Raw genomic sequence first — 24,119 nt, 5'->3', positions numbered from 1 at the left:
TGTTATCAGTATTTATATTTTAAAAAATAAAAAGCATATCCTCCCAAAAGGAGAATATGCTTACTTACCTAAGATAATGTCAGAAACTTTTTGAGAAGCTTTTCCATTATCCCATTCAATAAATTTATTTTGAAAATCTTTAAATTGTTTTTCGTAACCAGGATAATCACCATTTTGCGTATAGACATCCAATTGTTTATAGAAATCTGGTTCTTTTTCTACGATTGGTCCTGGCGCTTCCATCTCAAAGTTGATATAAAAGCCGCGTAGTTCATCCCGATAATGTTCTAAATCATAACAATAAAACATCATTGGTCGATTCAAATTAGCAAAATCAAACATCACTGACGAATAATCCGTAATCATCATATCACTCATTAAATATAATTCAGTAATATTTTCATCTGCCATTATTTTAACACGATCTTCAAATCCTTCGATATTAATACTATTCTTAACTAAATAATGAGGCCGCATAATTAAAATAGTATCGTCTGATACATGTTGAAAGAATGATTCGAATGAAAAAGCCATTTCGAATTTATAAACACCCTGAGTATAAAAGCTATCATCACGCCATGTTGGCGCATAAAGAACCACTTTAGCATCTTCATTACCAAGATACGTTTTCTTTAAAGCTCTAATATCTTTTTCATTATTATCCGCATATAAAATGTCATTCCTTGGGTATCCAATATCCAAGGATTTATTTTTAAAAGCAAATGCACTTTCAAAAATTTGCTTTGAATAATGATTAGGCGCTATTAAATAATCCCAACGTGCTGTTTCCACTTTAAAATTAGCATGGTATAACGCTGTCGTTGTACCTGGCATTGAAACATTTTCAATATCCATTCCTAAATGTTTCAACGGTGTCCCGTGCCATGTTTGTATATATGTAGTCTTCGGATTCTTTTTCCACCAAATAGGTAATCTTGAATTAAAGACCCAAAATTCAGCCCTCGCCATTTTGATAGTCCAAGAAAATCCAAAGCGTTTAATTAAATTAATTTCCGGATATTGTTCTTTTAATTTAGTGTACATGCTTGGTTTAACGCTAAAATATAAAAGCTTCGCATTTTCTTCACCAAGATCTCGTCTAGTCTGCTTGTAAATGGCCATCGGGTTATCGTTAACATCGCGCCCATTAAAGCTTTCAAAGACAACTTGGTGTTTTTTAATTGAAAATTTAATTGTAAAATCATTTAACGTTATTAAAATTTGGCGACCAATCCGCTTAACCACTTTTTGGACTATTTTTTTAATTTCATTCATTATTTTGTTCTCCTTACTACAAAAGATAAAATAATAAAATATTTTACAAGTTCATCCCTAAATCTTTTTTAATTTTTGTTGTTGAAATACCATCTGTTCTTGGTAAGTAAATAACTTCACAGTAATCGCTTAAAAAGTCAAACTTACCTGCCCAATCATCACCCATCACAAATGTATCAATCTGATTATCGACGACGTCACTAATTTTTTGGTCCCATTCAGTTTCTGGAATCACTTCATCTACGTACTTAATTGCTTCTAAAATGAACTTACGATCTTCATATGATGTGTAAGCCTTTTTCCCTTTAATTGCGTTAAATTCATCTGTTGAAATACAAACTGTTAAATGGTCGCCCATTGCTTTAGCGCGTTGTAAAATACGTACATGACCCTTGTGTAATAAATCGAATGTTCCATAAGTAATTATTTTTTTCATGTTTTTGCTCCTCCGTCGTTATCAATAATAATTTATTTTATCATAAACTGTTATGACTGTCTTATTTTTCCTGCAATTGTCTAATATCGTAAAAGTATTTAATAACAACTTTTACAACAGCATATAAGGGAATTCCTAAAATCATTCCTAGAAGCCCAGCAATGTTACCAGCTACTAGTAATAATACAATAATCGTCAATGGATGTATATTTAATGATTTGCCTATAACATTAGGATAGACAAAATTACCATCAATTTGTTGGACAATTAACACAACAATCACGACAAAAATAACCATTTGAGTAGACTGTGTTACCGCAATAATCAGTGCTGGGAAAATACCAATATAGGGTCCAATATAAGGAATAATATTAGCAAGGCCAGCCACAACTCCTAGTAACAAAATATACGGCATACCAATAATTGAATAACCAATAGCGGTAAATACCCCAACGAAAATACATTCAATAGCTTGTCCACCAATGTACGCTGAAATTGTATCACCCATGCGGTCAAGTAACTCAACGAGCTCATCCCCATGTTTTTCTGGAACAAGTTTTTTAAGCGTTGGGACTAGTTTTTGACCATCTTTTAACATATAGAACAACATCACAGGTACTGTCAGTGCAACAACTGTCACACTCGTTACAACCCCAATCATTGATCCTATCGAGTTCGTCAAATTGGTTGCAATTGATTTGAAGTAGGTCCCAATAGAATTTTCAAACTGGTTTAAATAGCTAGTAAAATCAATTTCTTTAAACCAAGCATATTTATTTAAATGATTAAACGTATCTTTTGACGACTCACTAACTGCATTTGCATAATCTGGTAGGTTAACCACCAATTGACTTAGCTGACTGACTACTCTCGGAATCAGGTACCCTATTAAGGCAACTAAAAGAATTGCTAGGAATACAAATAGAATGGCAACTGACAACGTTCGAGAAAATTTGAATTTTTTGATTTTTATTTTCATTAAAAATTTAACGACCGGATTAAATAAATAAAATAAAAACCCAGATATAATAATCGGAATAAATAATGTGGAAATAAACGTTCCTATTGGACTAAAAATAAAACTTATTTTTGTACACATCCAAATTAACGAGGCAACGATTAATAATTCAAGTGACCAAAACATCAATTTAGACTTTTTTAATCTATCAAGCATCGATATGGTTCTCCTTTAATTTATGTATAGTAATTTCATTATACCGTAACCTGTCTAACAATTATAGCGTTTCACTTATCCTCATTATTGAACGATAAATTAATTCAAAAAAAAGACGCCAAATGGCGTCTTTAAACTGCTTAATTGATTACTTCACTTTTATCAATCCAACCGGTTGTCCCATCACTCATCGTGATAAACAGTAATGTCGAACCGACTTTATTTTTTTGAATAGGATCAATTAAATAACCCGTTTTATTCACGATACCTTCATTTGTAACTCTGGCATCAATATTTTTTACAAATTTATAATTTTTAGATCCATAAACCTTTGACCAAACTTCAGCACCATCTTGAACATGGACGGTCGTTTCTTCAACTACTGTTTCTTGAGCTTCATAAACGCGTCCATTCATGACAAAATCAACTAACCGTTCAGTTGCATGTCCATCATCCCAAGCATTATAAGTCGCTACAAATTGATCATAATTGTGATGGCGTTCATCCGTTGCAAATGCTCGTTTAATCTCAGTAATGACAGCATCTGTATCCTTAACGATTGGTCCTGGTACTTCTTTTTCGTAGTCAAAGTAAAAACCACGAATATCATTTGCATACTCATCTAAATCATATGCAAAGAAAATAATAGGACGTTTTAACGCTGCAAAATCAAAGAAAACAGATGAATAATCTGTAATCAACAGATCACTAATAAGATATAAATCATTAATATCTTCATAATCAGCAACGTTCAGCGCAAAGCCTTCATAATCAGTTAAATCTAATGAGTTAGCAATTAAATAATGCGTTCTAACAAGAACGATAATATCATCGCCAAGTTCTGCTTTCATCTTATCTAAATCAAGATGTAACTTAGCCGTGAAATAATCAGCTTTAACGTATTCATTATCTCTCCAAGTAGGTGCATATAGAATAACTTTTTTGTTTGGATTAATTTCTAAACTTGCTTTAATACGATTGATATCTGTCTGTGTATAATTCGTTAAAATATCATTTCTAGGATAGCCAGAATTAATCATTTGGTTACGGTTCAAACGGAATGCACGTCTGAAAATATCTGACGAATATTCATTTGGCGTAACAGAATAATCCCAACGATCAGAATCTTTTGTAACTTGGCTATGATATTTAGCAGCATCAACGCCAGGCATTGACCCTGTATTTACGTCAACACCAATCGTTTTTAATGGCGTACCATGCCATGTCTGAACAATTGTTGTACCTTCAGGTTTAACCCACCATAATGGTCGACGAACATTCGTAAACCAATATTTTGCTCGAGCTTGTTTGAAAATACCTTTAAATGAGAATCGTGTCACATAGGGAATATGATTTTCTTTAAAATAAGCAACATAATCCTGGTTCACATTCCAGTACATCTTATATTTAGGGTAACGGTCTTTCATGTATTCATAGATAGCTTTTGGATTATCACTATATTTACGACCAAAGAAACTTTCAAATATAATAATATCTTTCTTTGACATTTTACCGATAATACCAAATGCTTTTGGATACCATTTATTAAACTTAACGATCTTTTTAATTTTATTTCTAATTACTTGAACGCTTGGTTCTTGTGGTAATAAGTGATCGCTAATCATTGCTTCAAAAACTTGCTTTGAAGCATCCCCTTGACGACCATACGTACAAAATTTATCATAAAATTCAATCAATTGTTGCGCGTAGGTTGTCTGTAGATGATTAAAATCGCTTAATTCGTCAATTATTTTTGCCGTTGTATCCACAATTGGTCCTGGAACCGTACCATTATAATCGAGATAAACACCTCGTGTATCTTCTGTATAATCTTTTAAATCATATGCAAAGAAAATCATTGGTCGTTTAAGATGTGCGTAATCAAACATTACTGAACTATAATCAGTAATTAACGTATCCGCAATTAAATATAAATCTTCAACTGTTGGATAATTAGACACATCAAAAGTAAATCCTTCAAATTCAGTTAGATCAATTTTATTGGCAACGAAATAATGTAGCCTTACCAATAACACATATTCGTCACTCAATTTAGCTTGCATTTGTTTAATATCTAACTCAAAATCAAATCCGTCTTTATTTCGGTAGGTTGGTGCATATAATACGACCTTTTTATCCAATGGCATGCCAATAGATTCTTTAATTTTAAGGATATCAGTTTCATTATTCTTTTTATAAAGTACATCATTTCTTGGGAAGCCAGAGTGAACAACCTCTTTTTCAAAATTAAATGCGTGACTAGCTGTTTCATCCATATATGGCGAAGGTGAAACAAGATAATCCCAACGCTTAATTCGTTTCATGAAATTATTCTGACGTCCTTTTGAACCATCTTTGAAATAAGGTTCATCAAATCCCATCGTTTTCATGAAGGTTCCATGTAACGATTGAACTTCAACTTGTCCTTTTCGTTTTGCATATTGGTTAGGGAGGTTAGTATTTTCAATAAAATACTTAGCTCGCGCCATGTAATACCAATACTTTTTACTGAAGTAGCGAACTCGTTTACCATTGCCGGTTATTGTTGTATTCGGATCCTTGAATAACCAGACACATTCATAATCTGGCATGTTTTCTTGGACATAATCATAAATGGCTTTTTCATTACCATTGAAATAAGCGCCCCAATAACTATCAAAGACAATCGTTTTCTTCTTTAAAGGTAATAAACGTTGTAGCGGGTAATATAGTGAGAAGTTAATTGCCCGTTTTCGTTTGGTTGCGTCCTGCTTATCCCACGATAATTTTTGGTTTAAAACCAAAAAATTGTTTTTTGTTTCGTATAATGATGTTCTTGCTAAATGATTTGTACGACTTTCTAGCGTTTCTACACGTTCTGGTTCAGTTGTAATTTGCGAACGAACAACTTGGTCAGCACTATAAAAATCAAGATAAAGATTATATTTTGCTGCCTTAATGAAACTGTCTTGTTGTTCATTAATTAAATTCAAATTAACGATTATTTGACCGTTATCATCGACAGTAACGTCATTAAATTGATATTTATATTGTTCCTCTTGATCGATTACACGTAAAACAATTTTTTCTGCTGAACTTTGAAACAATGTATTTTCAGCGATTAATCGTAGCCGACTATTATCTAACCACTGGACATCCATTAGTTTTGAAAAATGTGGTGCGATATTTAGTCCAATCATTTCCTTCATATTCTTTTGAACGAGTAAACTATATTGTGCTATTTCATATTCTTGCGGTTTATCAACATGTTCAAACTCATAGCTTAATTTCAATTCTTTTTCATCAATTAACTGGAGTCTTTTTTGTGTTACAGAACTTAACTCGGCTACTTCAGTTATTGAGAATTCAAATTTCACTTGATGTTCACTAACATTTATTTTTTGTCCACTAATTTGAGGCGCAATTTCATCATCACTATTTTCAGTAACAATTAACTTCGTACTTTCAGGATTATTTAACCATGTAGAGACCACTAATTTACTATCATTCACACTAATATCTTGAATTAGATTAGCTTGAACATTTTTTTCCGTCTTTATTTCATTTGCTGTCAAAGTCATCGCATTAAAAGCTAATGCCCAGTCAAAACTAAAATCAGTTTTAATTTGATAATCATTACCAGAAAAAATATTACTTATAAATTTACGCTTAGGATTAGCTAAAAATTCCGTCACATTAATATTTTTAACTTGATAATTAACTTGTATTTTCCAAATGCCGTTTCCTAATATTTTGTATGCCTCTTGTTGATCAAATGACATTCTAAAATAACGATAGTTACGGTGCTTAAATAAATGACGACGACGCTTGACGGTTTCTCGTTCAAACGTAATTGGCATTTCTTTCCCATTTATAATGTTAATCAAATTAACCGTAAATTTTTCGTCTAATTTTTTTGTAACTTTCAATTGATTGAGTTGCAACCAACCCTTAATAACTATCTCACTTGTCATTTCATCAGAAAAAACATTTAAGATTCGTTGTTCGAATTTTTGTGATTGTCCCACATCAACCGCTTTAGCAACATCTAAAGAGATAGCCGGATCTTCATATTGATAGCGATTATTTTTTTCAACAATTTTTCCAATATTTCTACGACGATAACTATATTTTTTTAAGTCTTTAATATTCCCCTGTAACACAGCAGCATATTGAATTTGATTTTTAATTGATAATTGCTTAAATAATTCTGGATTAATCGTTCTAATAAGTAGGACTGTAATTTTTTGAAATTCTAATATGTAATCTTCTTCCGATTCTCGAATATCTTGCATTGATAGCGGAATATCAGTTGTTAATAATTTCAGATCAAATGCATCCATAACATTTTGAGTTGCCCCATATTTTTTCATGTATGAACGCGTTAACTCTAGCATTTCCAATCGGTCTTTATAATGTTGAATATCATTACCTCGACTTTGAGTGATAGATTTGCTATCACCTTCACGCCAACGCCATTCGTATACAATATCAGTAATAATATCAATATGGTTAGCCAATAAATGAGCTGCCATCATCACAGGAATATCTTCATATAACATTCCCACAGGGTAGCGCAAATTATTGTCGATAAACAAATTTAATCGATAAACTTTATTCCATGAAGTTGTGTCATAAACTAATTCTGGGTGTTCTGCAATTGATGTTTCATAAACAGTATCTTTAATAGCAAATTTATGAATGTAAGAACGTGAACTACGTTTAGAATTAAATCGTTTAACTGCACCAGTTGCCAAGTCTGAATCAGTCATCTTTACCGACCCCATCAAAAGACTGTATGCGTCAACTGGTAATAAATCATCCCCATCTACGAAGGCAATATATTCTCCGGTAGCGGCTTCAATTCCTGCATTTCTAGCAGCACTAGGTCCAGCATTTTCTTTGTGAATTGCTTTAATATTGTCAAAAAGTGATACATACCGATCCATAATTTCGGCAGTCCCATCAACTGATCCATCATCAACTAAAATAATTTCTAATTGTTCATAACTTTGGTTAAGAACTGATTCAATACTTTCTTCAATGAACTCTTCAACATTGTATCCCAAAATAACAACTGAGAGTAATCCATTATTTTTTGTCATTATTAATTGTATTCTCCTTAACAATTCTTTTGTCCAAATATCTAATAATTATATCATTCCTATTTATAATAATATATTTTTTTTATATTACATTCCATGGTATTTAACTGTTCCATAACTTTTTGATCAGTATTAATAACCCCGTTCCATTCAAATAATGAATTGGCCTATCAGTCATATTCATGTATAATTAGAAGGCACAAAATATATTTTATAGGGGAGTTCTAAATTATGAAAATCAGTAAATTCATTGGGATCACATTACTGTTTACAGCACTTGGCTTAGGGATAGCCAGTCACAGTACATCTAGCTCTGTCTCAGCAAAAGTTAAACTATCATCTTCAAAATACATTGCACATGCGCCTGTTAGAATTAAAACGAAAGCTTATAATGTTTATGCTTACCCTCGAACTTTAAATTCAAAATCAAAGTTCATGCACTATGGTTCAAGTTATCATTCAACAACTTTTTACATCACAAAAACGATTAAATTATCAGATGGAAAATCATATTCTTGGCTAGTTAATGGTGCTGGAAAAGCGTATGGCTATATAAATACCAAAGCCACAACCGTTTATGCATCTCCCAAAACAGATAAATCAGATAGTAACCATACACCTGTTAGAATTAAAACAAATGCTTATAATGTTTACAGTTATCCAAGAGCATTACACGGTGCTTCTACATTTATGCACTATGGTACTAGTTATCACTCAACCACTTTCTACATTTCCAAAAAAATTACAACGGCATCAAATGTAAGCTACTCAAAACTAACATATAGTGACGGAACTTTGTATGGTTATGTGAATACTAAAGCATTAACGAATTACGAAACCGTTAAAGATATCAAAACTTCTTCATCAAAAACTAAATATCGTATCACGTCTGACATCTCTAACATTCATAACGCACCACTAAACACTATTTATGGAAATAAAACAACACATTATTCAAAAAATTACTTCGATACTGATTTATATATCACCAAAACAGAAACACGAACACAAGATGGCGCTAAATTTTCATATGTTAAAACTGGGAAAAACGATCTCGGTTGGATTTATAGTGGCTATTTAGCAGCCTGGACACCTGCTACAGATGTTCTTGTTGATATGCATGATGGTAGCCTAGATACAGGCAATAAATTAGCAAATACTGCGGCTACTAATTTCTATCAAAAAAAGCCTAATTATTCTTCAGTTGATGCAACAACAAAATCAGGTAGTACTTATAATGCAACTGGTTCAAAACAATTTAAAACAAATTATTTCTTAACTGCTTCATATAAATCAAGTGGTGATTGGGGTAATATACAAGGATTTGTTATCAATGGTCACTACCTTTATGCATCAATCTCAACTGATTCGAAAAAAGGAACTGGTAAGATTGTCCGTTTTGATACTGATAAGATGAACGCATTAAATCTAAATAATAGTAAGGGATTTGGAGAATTATGGCAGGCTTTTTACTACCTCCGTCAATCGCAATCTCTTAGCTACTACAAAGCAAACTACCCTGCTTCAACTTATAAAGGTAAATATAATTTCTATGTTTCTAAATATAATGCATACAAAAAATATGAATCTATCATTAAAGTCGGTCCTGAATTCATAATAGGCCATGGTCAATCTTTAGATTATAAAACAAATGGTTCAAATAAAGGTCTCTACATGTATCGTGATACAAGCTCAAAATCACTTACTGAATCCGACACAGTAACTATTCAACATATCAATTCGTCAACGCTAGCACCTGATAACTATACTAATATGCAATGGAACGATGGTTATGGTAATTTTATGCAAAGTAATAATTTAACTTTTGCAGATAACAATAACTTCTATTCATACACAATGATTGGTAGCGGATCTGGTTCAGCCGGTAAGTATATTCGAATTTGGAAGGGATCTATAGATGCCGACAATAAAGTCACCGTAAAAGTCGTTGGACAATTAGCCAACCGGGTGGGTGACTCTCCACAATCAATTGCTTATAGTTCAAAAACAAATAAAGTTTACCTCGTAACAGATGACGCTTTTGTCGCTGTTAACGCTTCGAAATTAACAGTTGATAATAATCATAACAGTGCCTTAACAACAAATGATGTTTCGTATACCCGTATCAATTCTTCACGAGAAACTGAAGGGATGCAAATCATTAACGGTTACGCCTACATGTTATTTAATAGAACACCTGAGTTAATTAAGTCAACAACAGCCGGTTATTAATCAACCATTGTTGTAACTATAGTTATCCTAAAAAATAGCAACTACCATTTTAAAAATGATAGTTGCTATTTTTTATTCTAAATTACTATGGCTCGCCTTCGCCTGATCATTTGATACGTTGTCTCTACGACTTACCTTCAGCACTAATGCATCCAGAGCAATATGCACACTTTGATCAAATAGCGTACTCAATAATTGGATTGACTTTACACTATTATCAGCTTTTGTTGCACCAGGCACAACGACAACTGAGTTAGATACTTTCGCTAAAGGAGACTCGCCGTTACTTGTAAGCCCGACTACTTTAACGCCAATTTTCTTAGCACTTTCAGTTGGTTCAAGTACACTCTTAGTTGTCCCAGAGCCAGAAACAGAAACTAGCACATCCCCTTCTGCAATTGACGGTGTAATTGTCTCACCAATTACAAAGACCGTATAACCGATATGCATTAATCTCATTGCGAATCCTTTTGCCATTAACCCAGATCGCCCAGCACCTAAGATAAAAATTCTTTTATCTTTCGTAATTAACTTCTCAGCACCATTTAATTGGTCATCACTAACTTTAGCAATGACCGCGTTAATTTCATCCATTATTTCATCAAGTAAACTCATTTAATAACCTCCATAAATTTTTTTGCCATATCTAATGGTTTCTCATTATTCATTATTTTACCACCAACAATGATTCTTTCCACGATACCTTGAACAGCCAATCTTTTTGCCTGTTCAATATCAATACCACCGGCAACCGCGATTTTTTTTATATTTGGAAATTTAGCATGGAATTCAGCCACCGCTTTTACGGCATCAAAATCTTGATCTTTCTTATCATGTGAGTAATGTAATCCAAAAATGGCTTCATCAAATTTTTGTAATTTTTCAATTTTCGTCTCATCTACTTCCAATAAATCTATCAGAATGTTTTTTTTCTGATTAACCGTTAATTCATAAACTTGTTCAATCGTATCAATTGACGAACTTGCCATAACCGTTAACGTATCCGCGTTAGCAGAGAATCCCTTTTCAAATTCATAAACACCCTCATCAATTGTCTTTAAATCAAATAATACTTCTGATTGATTAACTTTTTCCGTAACAGATTTTAACGCATTTATCCCATAATCTTTAATCAAAGAGGTCCCAACTTCGATGACATTGACAACACCATCTAAGTAGCTGACGCTCTCCATAAGGTCTTCTAACGTAACGCGATCAATAGCGACTTGTAATTTCATTATTCCTGTACGCCTTCCTTTTTATAAAAATCCTGTAGTTCTTTAGGTGTTGGGTAGCCATCATTATCACCTGGTGTCTGAACTTGAAGCGCACCAACTGCATTTCCTCGTAAAACGGCTGACTCCATAGATTTGTTTTCCAATAATGCTGTAATAACGCCTAATGCAAATCCATCGCCTGCACCAACAGTATCCACAACTTTATCCACTTTGAAGCCTTTAATCGTTTTCATACTACCATCTGAATTTTTGATAAATGCACCACTTGCACCTATTTTAACAATTACCGTTTTTGTCCGTTTGCCTTTTAAATAAAAGTCGGCAATTTCTTCTGGATTATCACTGCCCATCAGAATTTTTCCTTCTTCAACACCTGGTAAAACAACATCTGCATAACCTGCCAGTTCATTAACGGTCGCAACCATATAATCTTTACTTTTCCACAATGTTGGTCGTAAATTAGGGTCAAATGTAATGAATTTTTGGTTATCCACAAGGCGTGTTAATAACGTTCTAAATGTTTTTTCGGCCACATCTGAAATAGCTGGGAAAATACCAGACATATGCGCTATTTTAACATCATCTAAATTTATTGCATCAATTCGATCACTTGTTAAATGAGCTGCAGCTGACCCTTTACGGTAATTAAAAGTCTCTGGGTCACCCGTTGATACGAGTTGTTTCAATTGATGCCCCGTCCAATGATTTTCACTTTCGCTAATATAATCGATACCCACACCATGTCCTGAAATAATACTCTTCGCGTATTGGCCAAAAGGTTCTGTTCCAACTCGAGAAACATATTCAACATCATGCCCTAAGCGTTTAACTCCGATCGCTACGTTTAATTCTGCGCCACCTAATATTTTCACATAATTAACTGATTCTGATAAGCTTTGATCCATATCTTTTGAGGCAAATGTAATGATTGGTTCGCCAATTGTTATAACTTCACTCATTATATTTTCTTCCCTTCATGTCTCTTAATTTTAACCGAAAAAGTAATAAACTAAAACTTCATTAATAATTGAAACAAACCACATGATTGGAACACCTCTTTTTAATAAATCTTTTGATTGAACTTTCATATAATCAAGGCCCCAAACATTCCATGATTGCGTGATTCCTGTTGAAACAGCAAGAAGCGCAGGCACATAGAGAAGTGGTAATAAGAAGGCATCATTGAACAACCCGGTTCCCGAAAGAACCGCTGCAGTTGCAGCTCCAGCACCCCAAACATGTAACGGACCTCTGAATAACGCGAGCGGTGCTAATACTCCAAATACAATAGCAAGGATTAAATGGTCATGCGGTAATATCAGACTAAATACATGTTGAAACCTAACAGCGTTCAACTGAGCAGCACCAGCAAACATCACTAACGCCATTAAAAACATAATCAATCCTGCGATATCACCAATCGCTTTTTGAATCGTACTATTCAAGAAGTCGACGAAATTTTTATATCCTTTCATATTTCCAGTAACAGCTATCGCAAACAATGTTGCTAAAGTTAATCCTGGAATAGCATCCCAGCCGAAAATCATATTCATAACGACCGGAATAATTGGTGCAACAAATGCAATTTTTGGTATGGGGCGACTTTCAGAATTTTGTTGTGTCTCACCAATAATTTTTAGATTTGAATCAACATTTTCTTGAGTAAATTTCTTGCGATGTAAAACTAAGAAAATAATTACCGCGATTAATTGAACTGTCATTGCTGTCCAACCGAAGATTAAGTATTGTCCGCCGTATACGGCATTTGGAAAAAATGCTTTAATTTGATTGAATAAAACAACATTAATGTACATTGGTGCCCCAATTGACATGACAAATGCAGTAAGTGCGATGTCTCTTGGAATACCTAGGGATAACATGATTGGTAATAAGATAACCCCTATCGCAATCACAGATCCCACTCCGTATGCGCTTACAAAAATAAACGCTGTTACCAAAACAATTAAAATAGCTGCTATTAATGGTCGTTTTTTCCCAACTTTTTTTGTTGCTTCTGAAATTGCAGGCGCAATCCCACTATCAACAAGAACCCTTCCGAACCATGATCCAAATGCAATATAGATAATTGTCGGTCCATAATTCAATGCTGGTTCAGCAAATACTTTTTGAACTGCCTTATCGAATGGAATTTGTCCAATGATAGACCATAAAATAGCCATTACGAAGAACCCGACCATGATGTTTCCACCCTTTAAAATATAAATAATAAATCCTACAAAAGTGATTAATAATAAAATCGGTATTAGGGTTGCCATAAGCTAGTCCTCAATTTCTTTTTTTAATAACACTATCTGGGATTGAATTAACGCTTTGTTATCCATCGGATATTCAAGAGCGAAAGCCACTTTTTTTGGTAGATGGGCTAAAATAGCTCGCCAATCAAACATTCCTTCATCTAAATTTTTCGACGTCATTAAGTTTCCAGCATTATTAATAACGTTTTTCAAATGGATATAGTCCGTGTATTGTGAAAGCTCATCTGCACTCTGAATAGCATCTTGTTTCGTAAAAGCCCAATTACCAAGATCATAAACATAACCAACAGGCACATTTTGTCGTTTAGCACTTTCTAAAAATGTCGTTAATGCCTTAACACTGCCACTTAATGCAGTTTGATCATTTTCAACATTCATTGTTATTTTGTCTAAAGGAAATTCACTAAAAGCCTGCTTTAAATCTCCAGTAAATGCCGCAAAATTTCCAATATTAAATTTAATTTTTTTGATTCCCATAATTAAACCTTCTTGAAAATAAGTAACTAATTTAGGGTTTAACGTGCCATTGTCTAAAAAAACTTGATCAGGAACACTATAATTAACAATTAATCCGTATTGTTTTGCTTTTTTTGCAACTTTGGGTAATTCACTATCTAAATCTTTAAAATATTCACGTCTAACTTCGATACCGTCAACACTTAATTTTGAAACGCGATCAACCAATTCATCCTGTTTAATTCCATTTTCTACATCATTCTCAAAAATCCATGTATTTAAAATAACTGTCATCATTTTTCCTCCAATATTAATATTTATTGAGTTTCTTTACCCTATTCATTAATGTCTCAAAATTCATGTCCTCGAATTTTTCTGCATTTTTATTATCAAAATTTTCTCGTTCTATCTCGTTAAAATTTTCTGCTAAGTAATATGCCGTCAAATAGGCTGCAAGGTAATTCTTAGCCGTTTTCACCATGTTTTCATCCTCAAACTTAGCCTCTACAGTTGTAGAGGCAAAGCCCAACGCAAATTTATCAACATCTAAAAAAGTTCTTTTATCCATTTTTAGCGCCTCCAATTCATTATCTATTAACAAGTTAGGTAAACGTTTACATGGATAGTATATATGCAGTATTCCATAATTGCAAGTCTTAAATATAAATATATATTTCTAAACAAGGTAAACGTTTACTCCAGTAAGGTATCTAGCCTGTTTATTTTTTTAACTTTAAATTACATTTTAAGGACAATAAAAAAAGACTTACCCTTGAGCAAGTCTTTTCCATATTAGTATCTACTTAAATTCAGCAGGTATAATTATTTTTTTATTTTTCGTATTTGTTTCACCATTTAATTCATTCAACAATAATTCTGCTGCACTAGCACCTAGTAAAAAAGGATTTTGATTAATCAACGAAGTTCCTGAATTAATCGCTTTTATGACTTCAGTATCTGAAAATCCCGTTACCGCTACCCGTTGATTGACCATGAATCCATCAGCGATAATTTTAGGTAGTAAGTAAAGCAACCAACGTTCCTTCAACGCAAATACAAGCGTTCTTTTATCATCACGTATTAATCTATTTTTCAGTTCAGCATATGTTTGATTTAATTTTGTATCACCATCTATAACCTCAATCACCTTAGTGTCTGGACTGACCGAATTAATTCCGTTATACCGCTCTTCCCGAGTTGAAATACCTGTCACTTCACCAGTAATGATAATGACTTGATCAAATCCTTGATTTAGATAATATCTTGTTACTTGTTGGCTAATATCAAAGTTATTTGTAACAACATTAGCTAAACTAGAATCAGAAAGTTCACGATCAACAATAACAATGGGCATGTCTCGTCTAACCGCATCCCTTAAATCGGCTTCTTTTCTAAGTATTGGTTGCATGATTAGTCCATCAAACGATTTTTCGCCAATAATTTTAAGGATACCTTGTTCTTTATATTTATTAGAATCGGAATCAAATAAAACCGCTGTATAACCTTGTGCATCTAAAATTGAGCTAATACCTTTAAACATTTCTGTGGCAAAATAATCATCCACATCTGAAACAATTGTAGCAATCATTCGACTTTTTTTTGTAATCATCTGTCTAGCCGCGTCATTAGGGACATAGTTTAATTCTTTAATCACATTTTGGACTTTCAATGCTGTCTCTTTAGACATACGCTCTGTTTTACCATTCAAAAAACGTGATACAGTTGCGATTGAAACATCTGCCTTACTTGCAACATCTTTTATATTCGCTTTAGTAGCCATTTTTTCATCCATTCATTAATTATATTATTTCGTCTAGTTTTCCTTTTATTCCGTTGCTAAACTATCTATATATTACCATACTGCTCAATTTATTAGAAAATACCTCACTAAAATAGTAAATAAAAAGGATAATTCTACTTAAAATTCAGAATTATCCTTTTTATTTATTATTTTCACGTTCCGCTAGTTCGAGGTAACGATTGTACCAGATATCTATATATTCTTTAGAAAATGGCCCTTTCCCGTTATCTATCCAGTCCACAAGTGTTCGGACGTTATACTTCAATATCTTATCGATATCGTCAGAATATTCCCATTTTTTCCCGTGTTCTGCATATTCATCTACATCCAATAACCGTTTCTCACCATCTGGGAAAACTTTGACATCTAAATCATAATCTATATATTTCAAAGCTTCCTTATCTAACGTGGCTGGTGAAGCCAAATTACAATAATAAGAAACGCCGTTATCACGTATCATGGCTATAATATTAAACCAATAGTGTTTATGAAAAAAGATAATTGCTGGTTCTCTGGTCACCCATCGCCGGCCATCTGCTTCGGTCACCAATGTATGATCATTACACCCAATAATCATATTCTCACTTGTTTTCAACACCATCGTATCACGCCATGTTCGATGCAAACTACCGTCGTGTTTATAACTCTTTATGGTAATGAAGTCGCCCTCTTTAGGCTCCTTTGACTGATTACTCATCTCTACCAAAACCCACTTTCTAAACACGTAGTGCATTTTACATCGATTGCATGAATATTATACCAAAAAAAGAACTATTTTACTAAAATTTATTTGAAGAAAGGCTGATATATTTGTCCCAAATTTTTTGTTGTACTTTAGGAACTGCAATCTGGTCAAAATCTTTTTCAAGTATGAATTCGCCAGGAAAATAACTTAAGTCAAACGATTTACTTTTCACGGTAAATAATTCAATTAACCATTTTTGATGGGTAAAGGTATGTTTTACGACGGAACCTTCTAATGCTGAAAAAATCAACTTATGGTTCAAATTATCTTGGCTCCATTGGCCTAATTTTATAACTAAATCATCCGTTAATAACACGTCTCCTGGTTTGTCTTCCAGTTCTTCCAGCTTAATTAAAGGAAACGCTAATAAATTTGCGAGCATCCCTTTACTAGAACGTTTCTCAAATAAATACCCTTTTTTTGTTTCAATTATCAAAGCAATATAGGGCATTTCAACTGGTCGCGGCTTCTTTGATTTCACTGGATAATCAAGTTCTTTACCATCTAAATAAGCTTGATTAAACGACTTAACTGGAGAATGTTCAGAATCTGGATTCTTAGCACTCATGTAACTTGAACCCAAATCCATGACAGCTTGGTTAAAGTCTCCAGGTCTTTCTTTAGAAATAATTTGTTGAATGACTTTTTCAAAAATAAGTCGGGTCTGTGGTTTCGCAATATCATCTTCTATCTCAAATAAGCGTGAAAATACACGAAAAGCATTACCATCAACGGCAGGAACAACTTCGTTAAAAGCAATACTTGCGATTGCTCCGGCAGTATATGGCCCAATTCCAACTAAATTTTGCAGTTCCTTAGCTGTTTGCGGCCATTGCCCAGAATAATCTTGAACAACTTGTTTTGCTGCTTTTTGCATGTTTCGAACTCTTGAATAGTAACCGAGTCCTTCCCATGCTTTTAAAATACGTTCTTCTGGCGCATTAGCAAAATTTTCAACACTCGGAAACCATTCCATAAATCGTTCATAGTACGGAATAACCGTATTTACTTGTGTTTGTTGGAGCATAATTTCTGATACCCAAATATGGTAGGGTTCATGGTCTCTGCGCCAAGGAAGATCCCTTTTTTCACTATCATACCAAGTTAACAATGCCTCTTGAAAAGCTGTGATTTTTGCGTCATCCCACATTATCATTCAAGCGCCTCATCTTGTTCTTTCAGCTCAATATATTCATTAATATCATCAAACTGAAACCCTTTTTGAAATAGCCCCTGTTTAACTTTCATGGCGCGCTGACTACCTTCCAAGCGACGTTGCCGTTTCCAGACTTTATCCCCTTGTTTAACAAGTGCATCCCATTCGGCTTCGGGATCAATTTCAAGTTCTAAGGCATCCATTATTTGTGAAATGTCATCAGACTTAAAGCCTTTAGTCATTAATGCCTGACGAACCTTGTTCTTTAAATTACTAAACGATTGATCGTGGTAATGCTTAACTAATTTTTCGGCGACTTTAATTCCATTTTCTAATTGGTCATCAACTGGAAATTCTTCTAAGGCTTCATCAATACTTTCAGCTGCAACACCTTTTAATCGTAACTTTTGGCGAATGACTGTTGGTCCTTTATCCGACGTGTGCATCATTGTTCTAACGTAACTTTTAGCATATTCAAGATCATTTACTAATCTAAATTCATATAACTTTTCGATTGTTTCTTCAATCGCGTCTTCCGTAATTTCATGTTTCTTCAAATAATCCTTAATCTCTTTTACGGTTCGCATTTGCGTTGATAAATAGTTTAACGCTTTTGAATACGCTTTTGAACGATCATCTGCATCAGCAATTTGTTTAATTAATGCCTCATCTAATTCCATCCCTTTAGCAAGATGAAATGAAATAAGAACTTCTTCCCCAATTGGAAAAGCATATTTTTCATCCAGAAAGACATTATATCGTCCAGCACGTTTTTGTGTGGTTATTTTTGTGATTTTTTTTGTCATATAGACTCCTTTAAATGCTTATCTTGTTATTATATCTTTGAACTGCCAAAATGCCAATATTCCTGTGTTATAATAAGAAAAAAGCAATAAGGAGTTTATAAAAATATGTCAGACAATCAAGAATTTGGATCAGAAATTGAAGCCGGTTCACGTTTTCCTTTAACTATTAAACGCTTAGGTATTAATGGTGAAGGCATCGGCTATTACAAACGTAAGATTACATTCGTACCTGGTGCTCTTCCAGACGAAGTCGTTGTAGCAGAAGTCACTAGTGTTGCAGATTCTTATATCAACGCTAAAATTCATAAAATTCGTAAACAAAGTCCTGTTCGCGTTGAACCAAAAGACGCAACATACAGTGAAGTCGGCGGAATTGAATTAGAACATTTAAACTACAAAGGCCAATTAGCTTTCAAAAAAGATGTTATCGTACAATCTTTAGAAAGATATAAACCGCGTGGTTATGAACACTATGATTTAAAAGAAACTATCGGTATGCAAAATCCATATGAATACCGTAATAAAGCGCAATTCCAAGTTCGCGAAAAAGATGGTCACGTCATCGCTGGACTTTACAAACCAAAGAGTCATGATTTAGTAGACTTAAAAGAATTCAGTACGCAACGTCCTACAACAATGCTTGTTATTCGTCACGTTGTTGCGTTATTAGAGGAACTCGGAATTCCTATTTACAATGAAGAAGCTAAATCAGGTATTATCAAAACGCTTGTTGTTCGTGAATCTTTTGATACCGGTGAGGTTCAATTAACCTTCATCACAAACTCGGCAAAATTACCTAAGAAACGTGAACTAGTTATGCATATCTTAGAAGAATTACCTATGGTTACTTCTGTCATGCAAAATATCAACAAAGGTGAAACATCACTTATTTGGGGTGACGAAACCATTAATATCGCTGGCCAAGACTTCATCATGGAACGTCTTGGTAAAATGAAATTCAAATTATCAGCACGTGCTTTCTTCCAATTAAACCCAGTTCAAACTGGCGTTTTATACGATGAAATCAATAAAGCTCTTAACTTAGATAAAAATGAATCATTAGTTGATGCTTACTGTGGTGTTGGTACCGTTGGCCTTTATGTTGCCCATGGTGCTAAAGAAGTTCGCGGTATGGATACAACACCTGAAGCGATTGAAGATGCACGAGAAAATGCTGTTCTATCACATCAAGAAAATACCACATATGAAGTTGGTAAAGCTGAAGATATCTTACCTAAATGGTTGGAAGAAGGTTTCGTACCTGATGCCCTAGTTGTTGATCCACCACGTACTGGTTTAGATGATCAATTAATTGAAGCCATCAATAAGAGTCGTCCTAAAAAATTTGTTTATGTATCATGTAATCCATCGACACTCGCAAAAGATTTAGAATTGTTAACAAAATCATACCGCGTTGATTATATTCAACCCGTTGATATGTTCCCACAAACATCAAAAGTTGAAGCCGTCGTTAAATTATCACGTCGTTCTTCAGGAAAATAAAGCAAAAAAAGAAGCCATAAAATGGCTTCTTTTTTTGCTTTAACTATTCGTTCGACCAACTAAGACGCTACCATAAGCCCAATAGGTCTTTCCTGTTTCAATAACTGTAAAACGGTACATATATGAATCTTCTTTACCATTTTCTTTAATTGTAGCCATGCAATCTACATTAACTGCTTTACCTCTAATTGTAGCATCACTTGCTCTTCCTGTTGTTACTGATAAATATGCTGAATTATAAACATGATTATGCAAGTAGTAAGTGCTTGTCGTACTTACGGTTCCAGTCTGTTTAAGTGACTTATAAGTAATTGATTGATTAAATGTTAAGGCCTTTGAATAAACCCAATATTTATTTAATCCTGATTTAATTTGATACCAAGTTGTTCCTTGGCTTCTATTTTCTGCTCGAGCTAATAATTTCACTGTTTGCCCAGTTAATTGTGTTGAAGAACCATAGTTAACCGTATTATCAGTAGAGTTCTTAACTGAGTTATAAAGCATATATTTATTACTATTAACTTTTGCAGTTTCTGAACCAGATGCACTATGCATTTCTAAATTAACTAGTGCATCCTTATTGACTGCTCCTGTGTAAACCCAATGATCATCTGAACCAATTTTAATACGATACATCGTTGATTTAGCACCATTATAATCAGTTATAACGGCTTTTTGATTAATTGTATATGTTCTATTTTTATAATTGGCTGAATCACCTGTCTTTTTAGATAGATAATCTGAATTGTATACATGATCATGTAACTGATATGACTTACCATTAAATTTAGCTGAAACATTCATTGGTGAGTAACTTACTTTTCTTAATTTTAAGGCGTCACTATAGATCCAATATTTTGTGGATGTCCCTTTAACACGGACGCGATACCAAGTAGTGCTACCATTTTTAACACCACGCATATCTGCATACAATGTTTTACCGCTTAACTTGCTGCTTGAACCTTTATCGACTGCGCCGACCGTCCCTTTAACATGGTTATAAAGACGGTAACTTGTATTATTCATCTGAACAGTTTCTGATCCAGCTGCACTGTGATATGCGACCTTCACACCTAATTGTGTGTAGTATTCTTTGATTAAATCATACAAGTCTGACATTGAATATGACTCATTAAACCATTTATTACCAGATTCGCTATAGTAACCAACTGGATCACCATGATCAGTTGCACCTAAATACTTACTGACATCTGCATGTGCCCAAACTGTTGCGCCCGCTCCATGATTGCTAGCAGTTGCTAAACTTGGTTTCAACCCATATTGTTGTAAAATATAGGCAGTATAGTAGGCGGCATTATTAACTTCTCGTGCAAATGCCGACTTGCTATGAACACGCGTTTCTTCAAATTGCACGAAACGTTGGTTACCTTTAGGACCAGAGCCCCATGACATGACGTTCGTTTTTGCAATATTAATAATATTATGATCGTCAACAAAACTGTGCACAAATGCATTACCATAATTGGCTTTCATAAAAGCCATTTCACCATATATGGTAGATGATGGGTTAGCTGTTTCATGAACAACAACACCTTCTGGTTTACCTTGACGATAAGTCATATCATCGGTTGGAAAACCACCCCAGATAGCACTTGTAATCTCATTTGGTGCAATATGTTGAGAATGTATATAATTATTTACCTTTGATGAAGCCGAAACTGATTGATTCATTAATCCAGCCGCTACAATCCCCAAAACAATGGCAAAACCCATTACTATTTTTTTCTGCATTTTCAATAACTCTCCTATTTTTTTATTGCTATCCCTTAGCAATATTAGTTCAACAACCTAATAAATTAATGTTTATTAATGGCTCCCTTATAGACCCAATGATTAGTAGATCCAATTTTGACTCGGTACATCGTTGATTTAGACCCATTGTAATCAGTAATAATCGCTTTTTTATTAATTGTATAAGTTCTATTATTATGTGTTTTTGATTGACCTGTCTTTTTAGATAAATAATCTGAATTATAAACATGATTATGTAACTGATATGATTTATTATTAAAATTTCCTGTATTTTTTACTGTAGAATAACTTGTTTTTCTTAATTTTAATGCTTGTTTATAGATCCAATACTTCGTTGATGTGCCTTTAACTCTTACTCGATACCAAGTTGTGCTACCTTCTTTTACGCCACGCATGTCCGCATAGACTGTCTTACCTGTCAACTTAGCAGCCGCACCTTTATCACGACTACCTGCTGTTCCTTTAACATGATTGTAAAGACGGTAACCAGTATTAGCTACTTTGACTGTTTCAGAACCGGCTGCGCCATTATAAGCGACTTTAACGGTATTATCTAAACTAGCTAAATTATATCTAGAAATTAAGTTATTTAATTTTTTACCGTAGGCACTACTTGTCGAGTATTTTAAACTCAATGATGCTGTTGCTTTTTGATAAGTACTAGCTTTTTCACGCCATGTACCTGAGTAATACTTAGCATCCCAACTTACACCGTTACGTAAATGGTTGGCATAATCTTGAATAGATGCTTTAGCATTTGGGTATTTTTTAAATTTAGACACCGCATAATAAGCTTTCCCTTTGCTATTATATTCCAATGATTTAACTGAATATGATTGTCCCTTATAGGCACCCTTCATACCAAAAAAATTATTAGCCTTTTTTGCCAACGTACTTTGACCCCAAGAAGATTCAAGAATCATCTGTGATAGCATCACTGATGGATACAAGTTTTTATCTTTTGACACTGCTTGAATCGTTGGTCCATTCTTTTCAATGAGAGCCTTTGTTTGGGCAGTCGTGGCTGCCGTAACTGTTGATTCATTTTTACTTTGATTCCCAATTGGTAAGTTTATTGAGCTAAATCCCGTAATAGCAACAAATGTTACCGTAACTAATTTTGTTAACAACTTTTTATTTTTCATATTTCCCCCTATTTTTCCGAAATTATCAGCTTTAATTATATCAAATTTGCATGTCTAATAACGCCTTTTTCCGTTACATTATGATTACAATTAGTAACGCATAATGCCTCTATTAGTATGCGCCCAACTACACGTTTTTTTGATAATTGAGTCGTCAGGTGATTCATCAGAATACCCTTTCAACGTGTAGATGGCTAATAAATGCTTAACTTCCTTAATGAAATCTATTTTATCCACATAGGTATCACGTCTGTTCTGAACTAAAGATAAGATAGCATCATGATATCTAAATTGGGGTGTTGGATTTTCAAAACCAAGTTCTGCAGCTATTTTACTGGCCAAAGAAACTTGAATATCTGTAAAAAGATGCGCTAAATTTAATTGCTTTAGAAATTGCGAATACTTACTTTGAACTCTAATTCTTAATCCATTGTTGAAAAATAAATCAGTTCCATTTTCTACATCGGAAATATTAGCAAGATGGTGTCCTGCCGTCCATGAGGCATCCCGTTTTGATGGCCCACTATCTGGAAATAACTGATACATACCACATGTGTAAGGTAGAGCTTGTTTCTTTTCAACTAATGACACAATCGCACGCATTGCGACAAAAGTTAGAATTTTTTCATTAATCAAGCGATTCACAAAATTTGTTGTTGTGTATTTACATAATAAAATATCTTTATGCTTATCAAAAATAATGGATCGTAAATCATCCCGTCTGTGTGTTATATGGTGAATATACAAAGTTGTCTCCATGTTCACTTGATAGTTATCCGTTACAATTCCATGTTCTGTAAAAAAATGATCATCCGTAACGTCTATTATTGGATGATTCTCCAACAAGTTTCGCCAATATTGAGACCCAACAGTCAATAAGCGTGTTTCTGGATAATCTATAATTTCTTTAAAATCCCGTTCTAATTCATTCTCCAAGTTCAATAGCCTACTCCTTTTCTTACTTTCATTTAACAACTTATCCTATGTTACAGATTTAATTGTAACTAATCTTGTGTGAA

At 33.7% G+C, this 24,119-nt stretch carries 19 protein-coding genes; 2 read left to right on the top strand and 17 right to left on the bottom strand.

The window, feature by feature from the left end:
- Window positions 1–60 precede the first annotated feature (60 nt).
- From AC1RPU_RS04540 to AC1RPU_RS04525, 4 genes are all read right to left on the bottom strand, one after another.
- Window positions 61–1,266 (bottom strand): CDP-glycerol glycerophosphotransferase family protein, encoded by a 1,206-nt coding sequence (locus AC1RPU_RS04540; protein WP_481761627.1) that lies wholly within the window; start codon window positions 1,264–1,266, stop codon window positions 61–63.
- Between the two features lie 52 nt (window positions 1,267–1,318).
- Window positions 1,319–1,711 carry a glycerol-3-phosphate cytidylyltransferase gene (gene tagD, locus AC1RPU_RS04535; protein WP_481761509.1) on the bottom strand — a complete coding sequence of 131 codons (393 nt, stop codon included), beginning with the start codon at window positions 1,709–1,711 and terminating at the stop codon, window positions 1,319–1,321.
- 61 nt (window positions 1,712–1,772) lie between these two features.
- Window positions 1,773–2,885, bottom strand: a complete 1,113-nt coding sequence (locus tag AC1RPU_RS04530; protein ID WP_481761510.1) for an AI-2E family transporter — start codon at window positions 2,883–2,885, stop codon at window positions 1,773–1,775.
- A gap of 140 nt (window positions 2,886–3,025) precedes the next feature.
- Window positions 3,026–7,969 carry a CDP-glycerol glycerophosphotransferase family protein gene (locus AC1RPU_RS04525; protein WP_481761511.1) on the bottom strand — a complete coding sequence of 1,648 codons (4,944 nt, stop codon included), beginning with the start codon at window positions 7,967–7,969 and terminating at the stop codon, window positions 3,026–3,028.
- A 231-nt stretch (window positions 7,970–8,200) separates the two neighbouring features.
- Here AC1RPU_RS04525 and AC1RPU_RS04520 point away from each other — a divergent pair, with 231 nt between their 5' ends.
- Entirely contained in the window at window positions 8,201–10,201 is a 2,001-nt protein-coding gene (locus AC1RPU_RS04520) for a hypothetical protein (RefSeq protein WP_481761512.1), read from the top strand.
- Window positions 10,202–10,273: 72 nt separating this feature from the next.
- On the opposite strand, the gene hxlB is transcribed toward AC1RPU_RS04520, so the two are convergent.
- The 10 genes from hxlB to recX all read right to left on the bottom strand — a co-directional run bounded on the left by hxlB (window position 10,274) and on the right by recX (window position 18,679).
- The gene (hxlB, locus tag AC1RPU_RS04515; RefSeq protein WP_481761513.1) at window positions 10,274–10,816 is read right to left on the bottom strand and encodes a 6-phospho-3-hexuloisomerase; all 543 of its coding nucleotides are present in this window, start codon (window positions 10,814–10,816) and stop codon (window positions 10,274–10,276) included.
- On the bottom strand, window positions 10,813–11,439 hold the full coding sequence (locus tag AC1RPU_RS04510; RefSeq protein ID WP_481761514.1) for an orotidine 5'-phosphate decarboxylase / HUMPS family protein: 627 nt from the start codon (window positions 11,437–11,439) through the stop codon (window positions 10,813–10,815). Before AC1RPU_RS04510 ends, hxlB begins: the two co-directional genes overlap by 4 nt.
- A complete protein-coding gene (locus AC1RPU_RS04505) occupies window positions 11,439–12,398 on the bottom strand; it encodes a sugar kinase (protein ID WP_481761515.1) in 960 nt (319 codons plus the stop codon). Before AC1RPU_RS04505 ends, AC1RPU_RS04510 begins: the two co-directional genes overlap by 1 nt.
- A gap of 30 nt (window positions 12,399–12,428) precedes the next feature.
- Window positions 12,429–13,715, bottom strand: a complete 1,287-nt coding sequence (locus AC1RPU_RS04500; RefSeq protein ID WP_481761516.1) for a gluconate:proton symporter — start codon at window positions 13,713–13,715, stop codon at window positions 12,429–12,431.
- Window positions 13,716–13,718: 3 nt separating this feature from the next.
- Window positions 13,719–14,465: a sugar phosphate isomerase/epimerase family protein gene (locus AC1RPU_RS04495; protein ID WP_481761628.1), complete on the bottom strand. Its 747-nt coding sequence runs from the start codon at window positions 14,463–14,465 to the stop codon at window positions 13,719–13,721.
- Between the two features lie 16 nt (window positions 14,466–14,481).
- Window positions 14,482–14,739, bottom strand: coding sequence for a hypothetical protein (locus AC1RPU_RS04490; RefSeq protein WP_481761517.1), 258 nt, complete (start codon window positions 14,737–14,739; stop codon window positions 14,482–14,484).
- Window positions 14,740–14,970: 231 nt separating this feature from the next.
- The gene (locus tag AC1RPU_RS04485) at window positions 14,971–15,951 is read right to left on the bottom strand and encodes a LacI family DNA-binding transcriptional regulator (RefSeq protein WP_481762409.1); all 981 of its coding nucleotides are present in this window, start codon (window positions 15,949–15,951) and stop codon (window positions 14,971–14,973) included.
- 160 nt (window positions 15,952–16,111) lie between these two features.
- The gene (gene ntdP / locus AC1RPU_RS04480) at window positions 16,112–16,669 is read right to left on the bottom strand and encodes a nucleoside tri-diphosphate phosphatase (protein WP_481761519.1); all 558 of its coding nucleotides are present in this window, start codon (window positions 16,667–16,669) and stop codon (window positions 16,112–16,114) included.
- An 82-nt stretch (window positions 16,670–16,751) separates the two neighbouring features.
- The gene (gene mutY, locus AC1RPU_RS04475; protein WP_481761520.1) at window positions 16,752–17,873 is read right to left on the bottom strand and encodes an A/G-specific adenine glycosylase; all 1,122 of its coding nucleotides are present in this window, start codon (window positions 17,871–17,873) and stop codon (window positions 16,752–16,754) included.
- Complete coding sequence (gene recX / locus AC1RPU_RS04470; RefSeq protein ID WP_481761521.1) at window positions 17,870–18,679, bottom strand: recombination regulator RecX; 810 nt, start codon at window positions 18,677–18,679, stop codon at window positions 17,870–17,872. Before recX ends, mutY begins: the two co-directional genes overlap by 4 nt.
- Window positions 18,680–18,784: 105 nt before the next feature.
- Between recX and rlmD the strand changes: the two genes are divergently transcribed.
- Window positions 18,785–20,182, top strand: coding sequence for a 23S rRNA (uracil(1939)-C(5))-methyltransferase RlmD (gene rlmD / locus AC1RPU_RS04465; RefSeq protein WP_481761522.1), 1,398 nt, complete (start codon window positions 18,785–18,787; stop codon window positions 20,180–20,182).
- Window positions 20,183–20,221: 39 nt separating this feature from the next.
- Here rlmD and AC1RPU_RS04460 read toward each other — a convergent pair whose 3' ends face one another.
- From AC1RPU_RS04460 to AC1RPU_RS04450, 3 genes are all read right to left on the bottom strand, one after another.
- Window positions 20,222–21,934 carry an N-acetylmuramoyl-L-alanine amidase gene (locus AC1RPU_RS04460; protein WP_481761523.1) on the bottom strand — a complete coding sequence of 571 codons (1,713 nt, stop codon included), beginning with the start codon at window positions 21,932–21,934 and terminating at the stop codon, window positions 20,222–20,224.
- A 65-nt stretch (window positions 21,935–21,999) separates the two neighbouring features.
- Complete coding sequence (locus AC1RPU_RS04455) at window positions 22,000–23,100, bottom strand: glucosaminidase domain-containing protein (RefSeq protein WP_481761524.1); 1,101 nt, start codon at window positions 23,098–23,100, stop codon at window positions 22,000–22,002.
- A 90-nt stretch (window positions 23,101–23,190) separates the two neighbouring features.
- On the bottom strand, window positions 23,191–24,042 hold the full coding sequence (locus tag AC1RPU_RS04450; RefSeq protein WP_481761525.1) for a competence protein ComK: 852 nt from the start codon (window positions 24,040–24,042) through the stop codon (window positions 23,191–23,193).
- Between the last annotated feature and the right edge of the window lie 77 nt (window positions 24,043–24,119).

The organism is Dellaglioa sp. CoH-55-MRSF-7, from assembly GCF_056782235.1.
The sequence above is the reverse complement of the archived record's forward strand: the minus strand, read 5'-3'. Positions and strand labels throughout refer to the sequence as shown.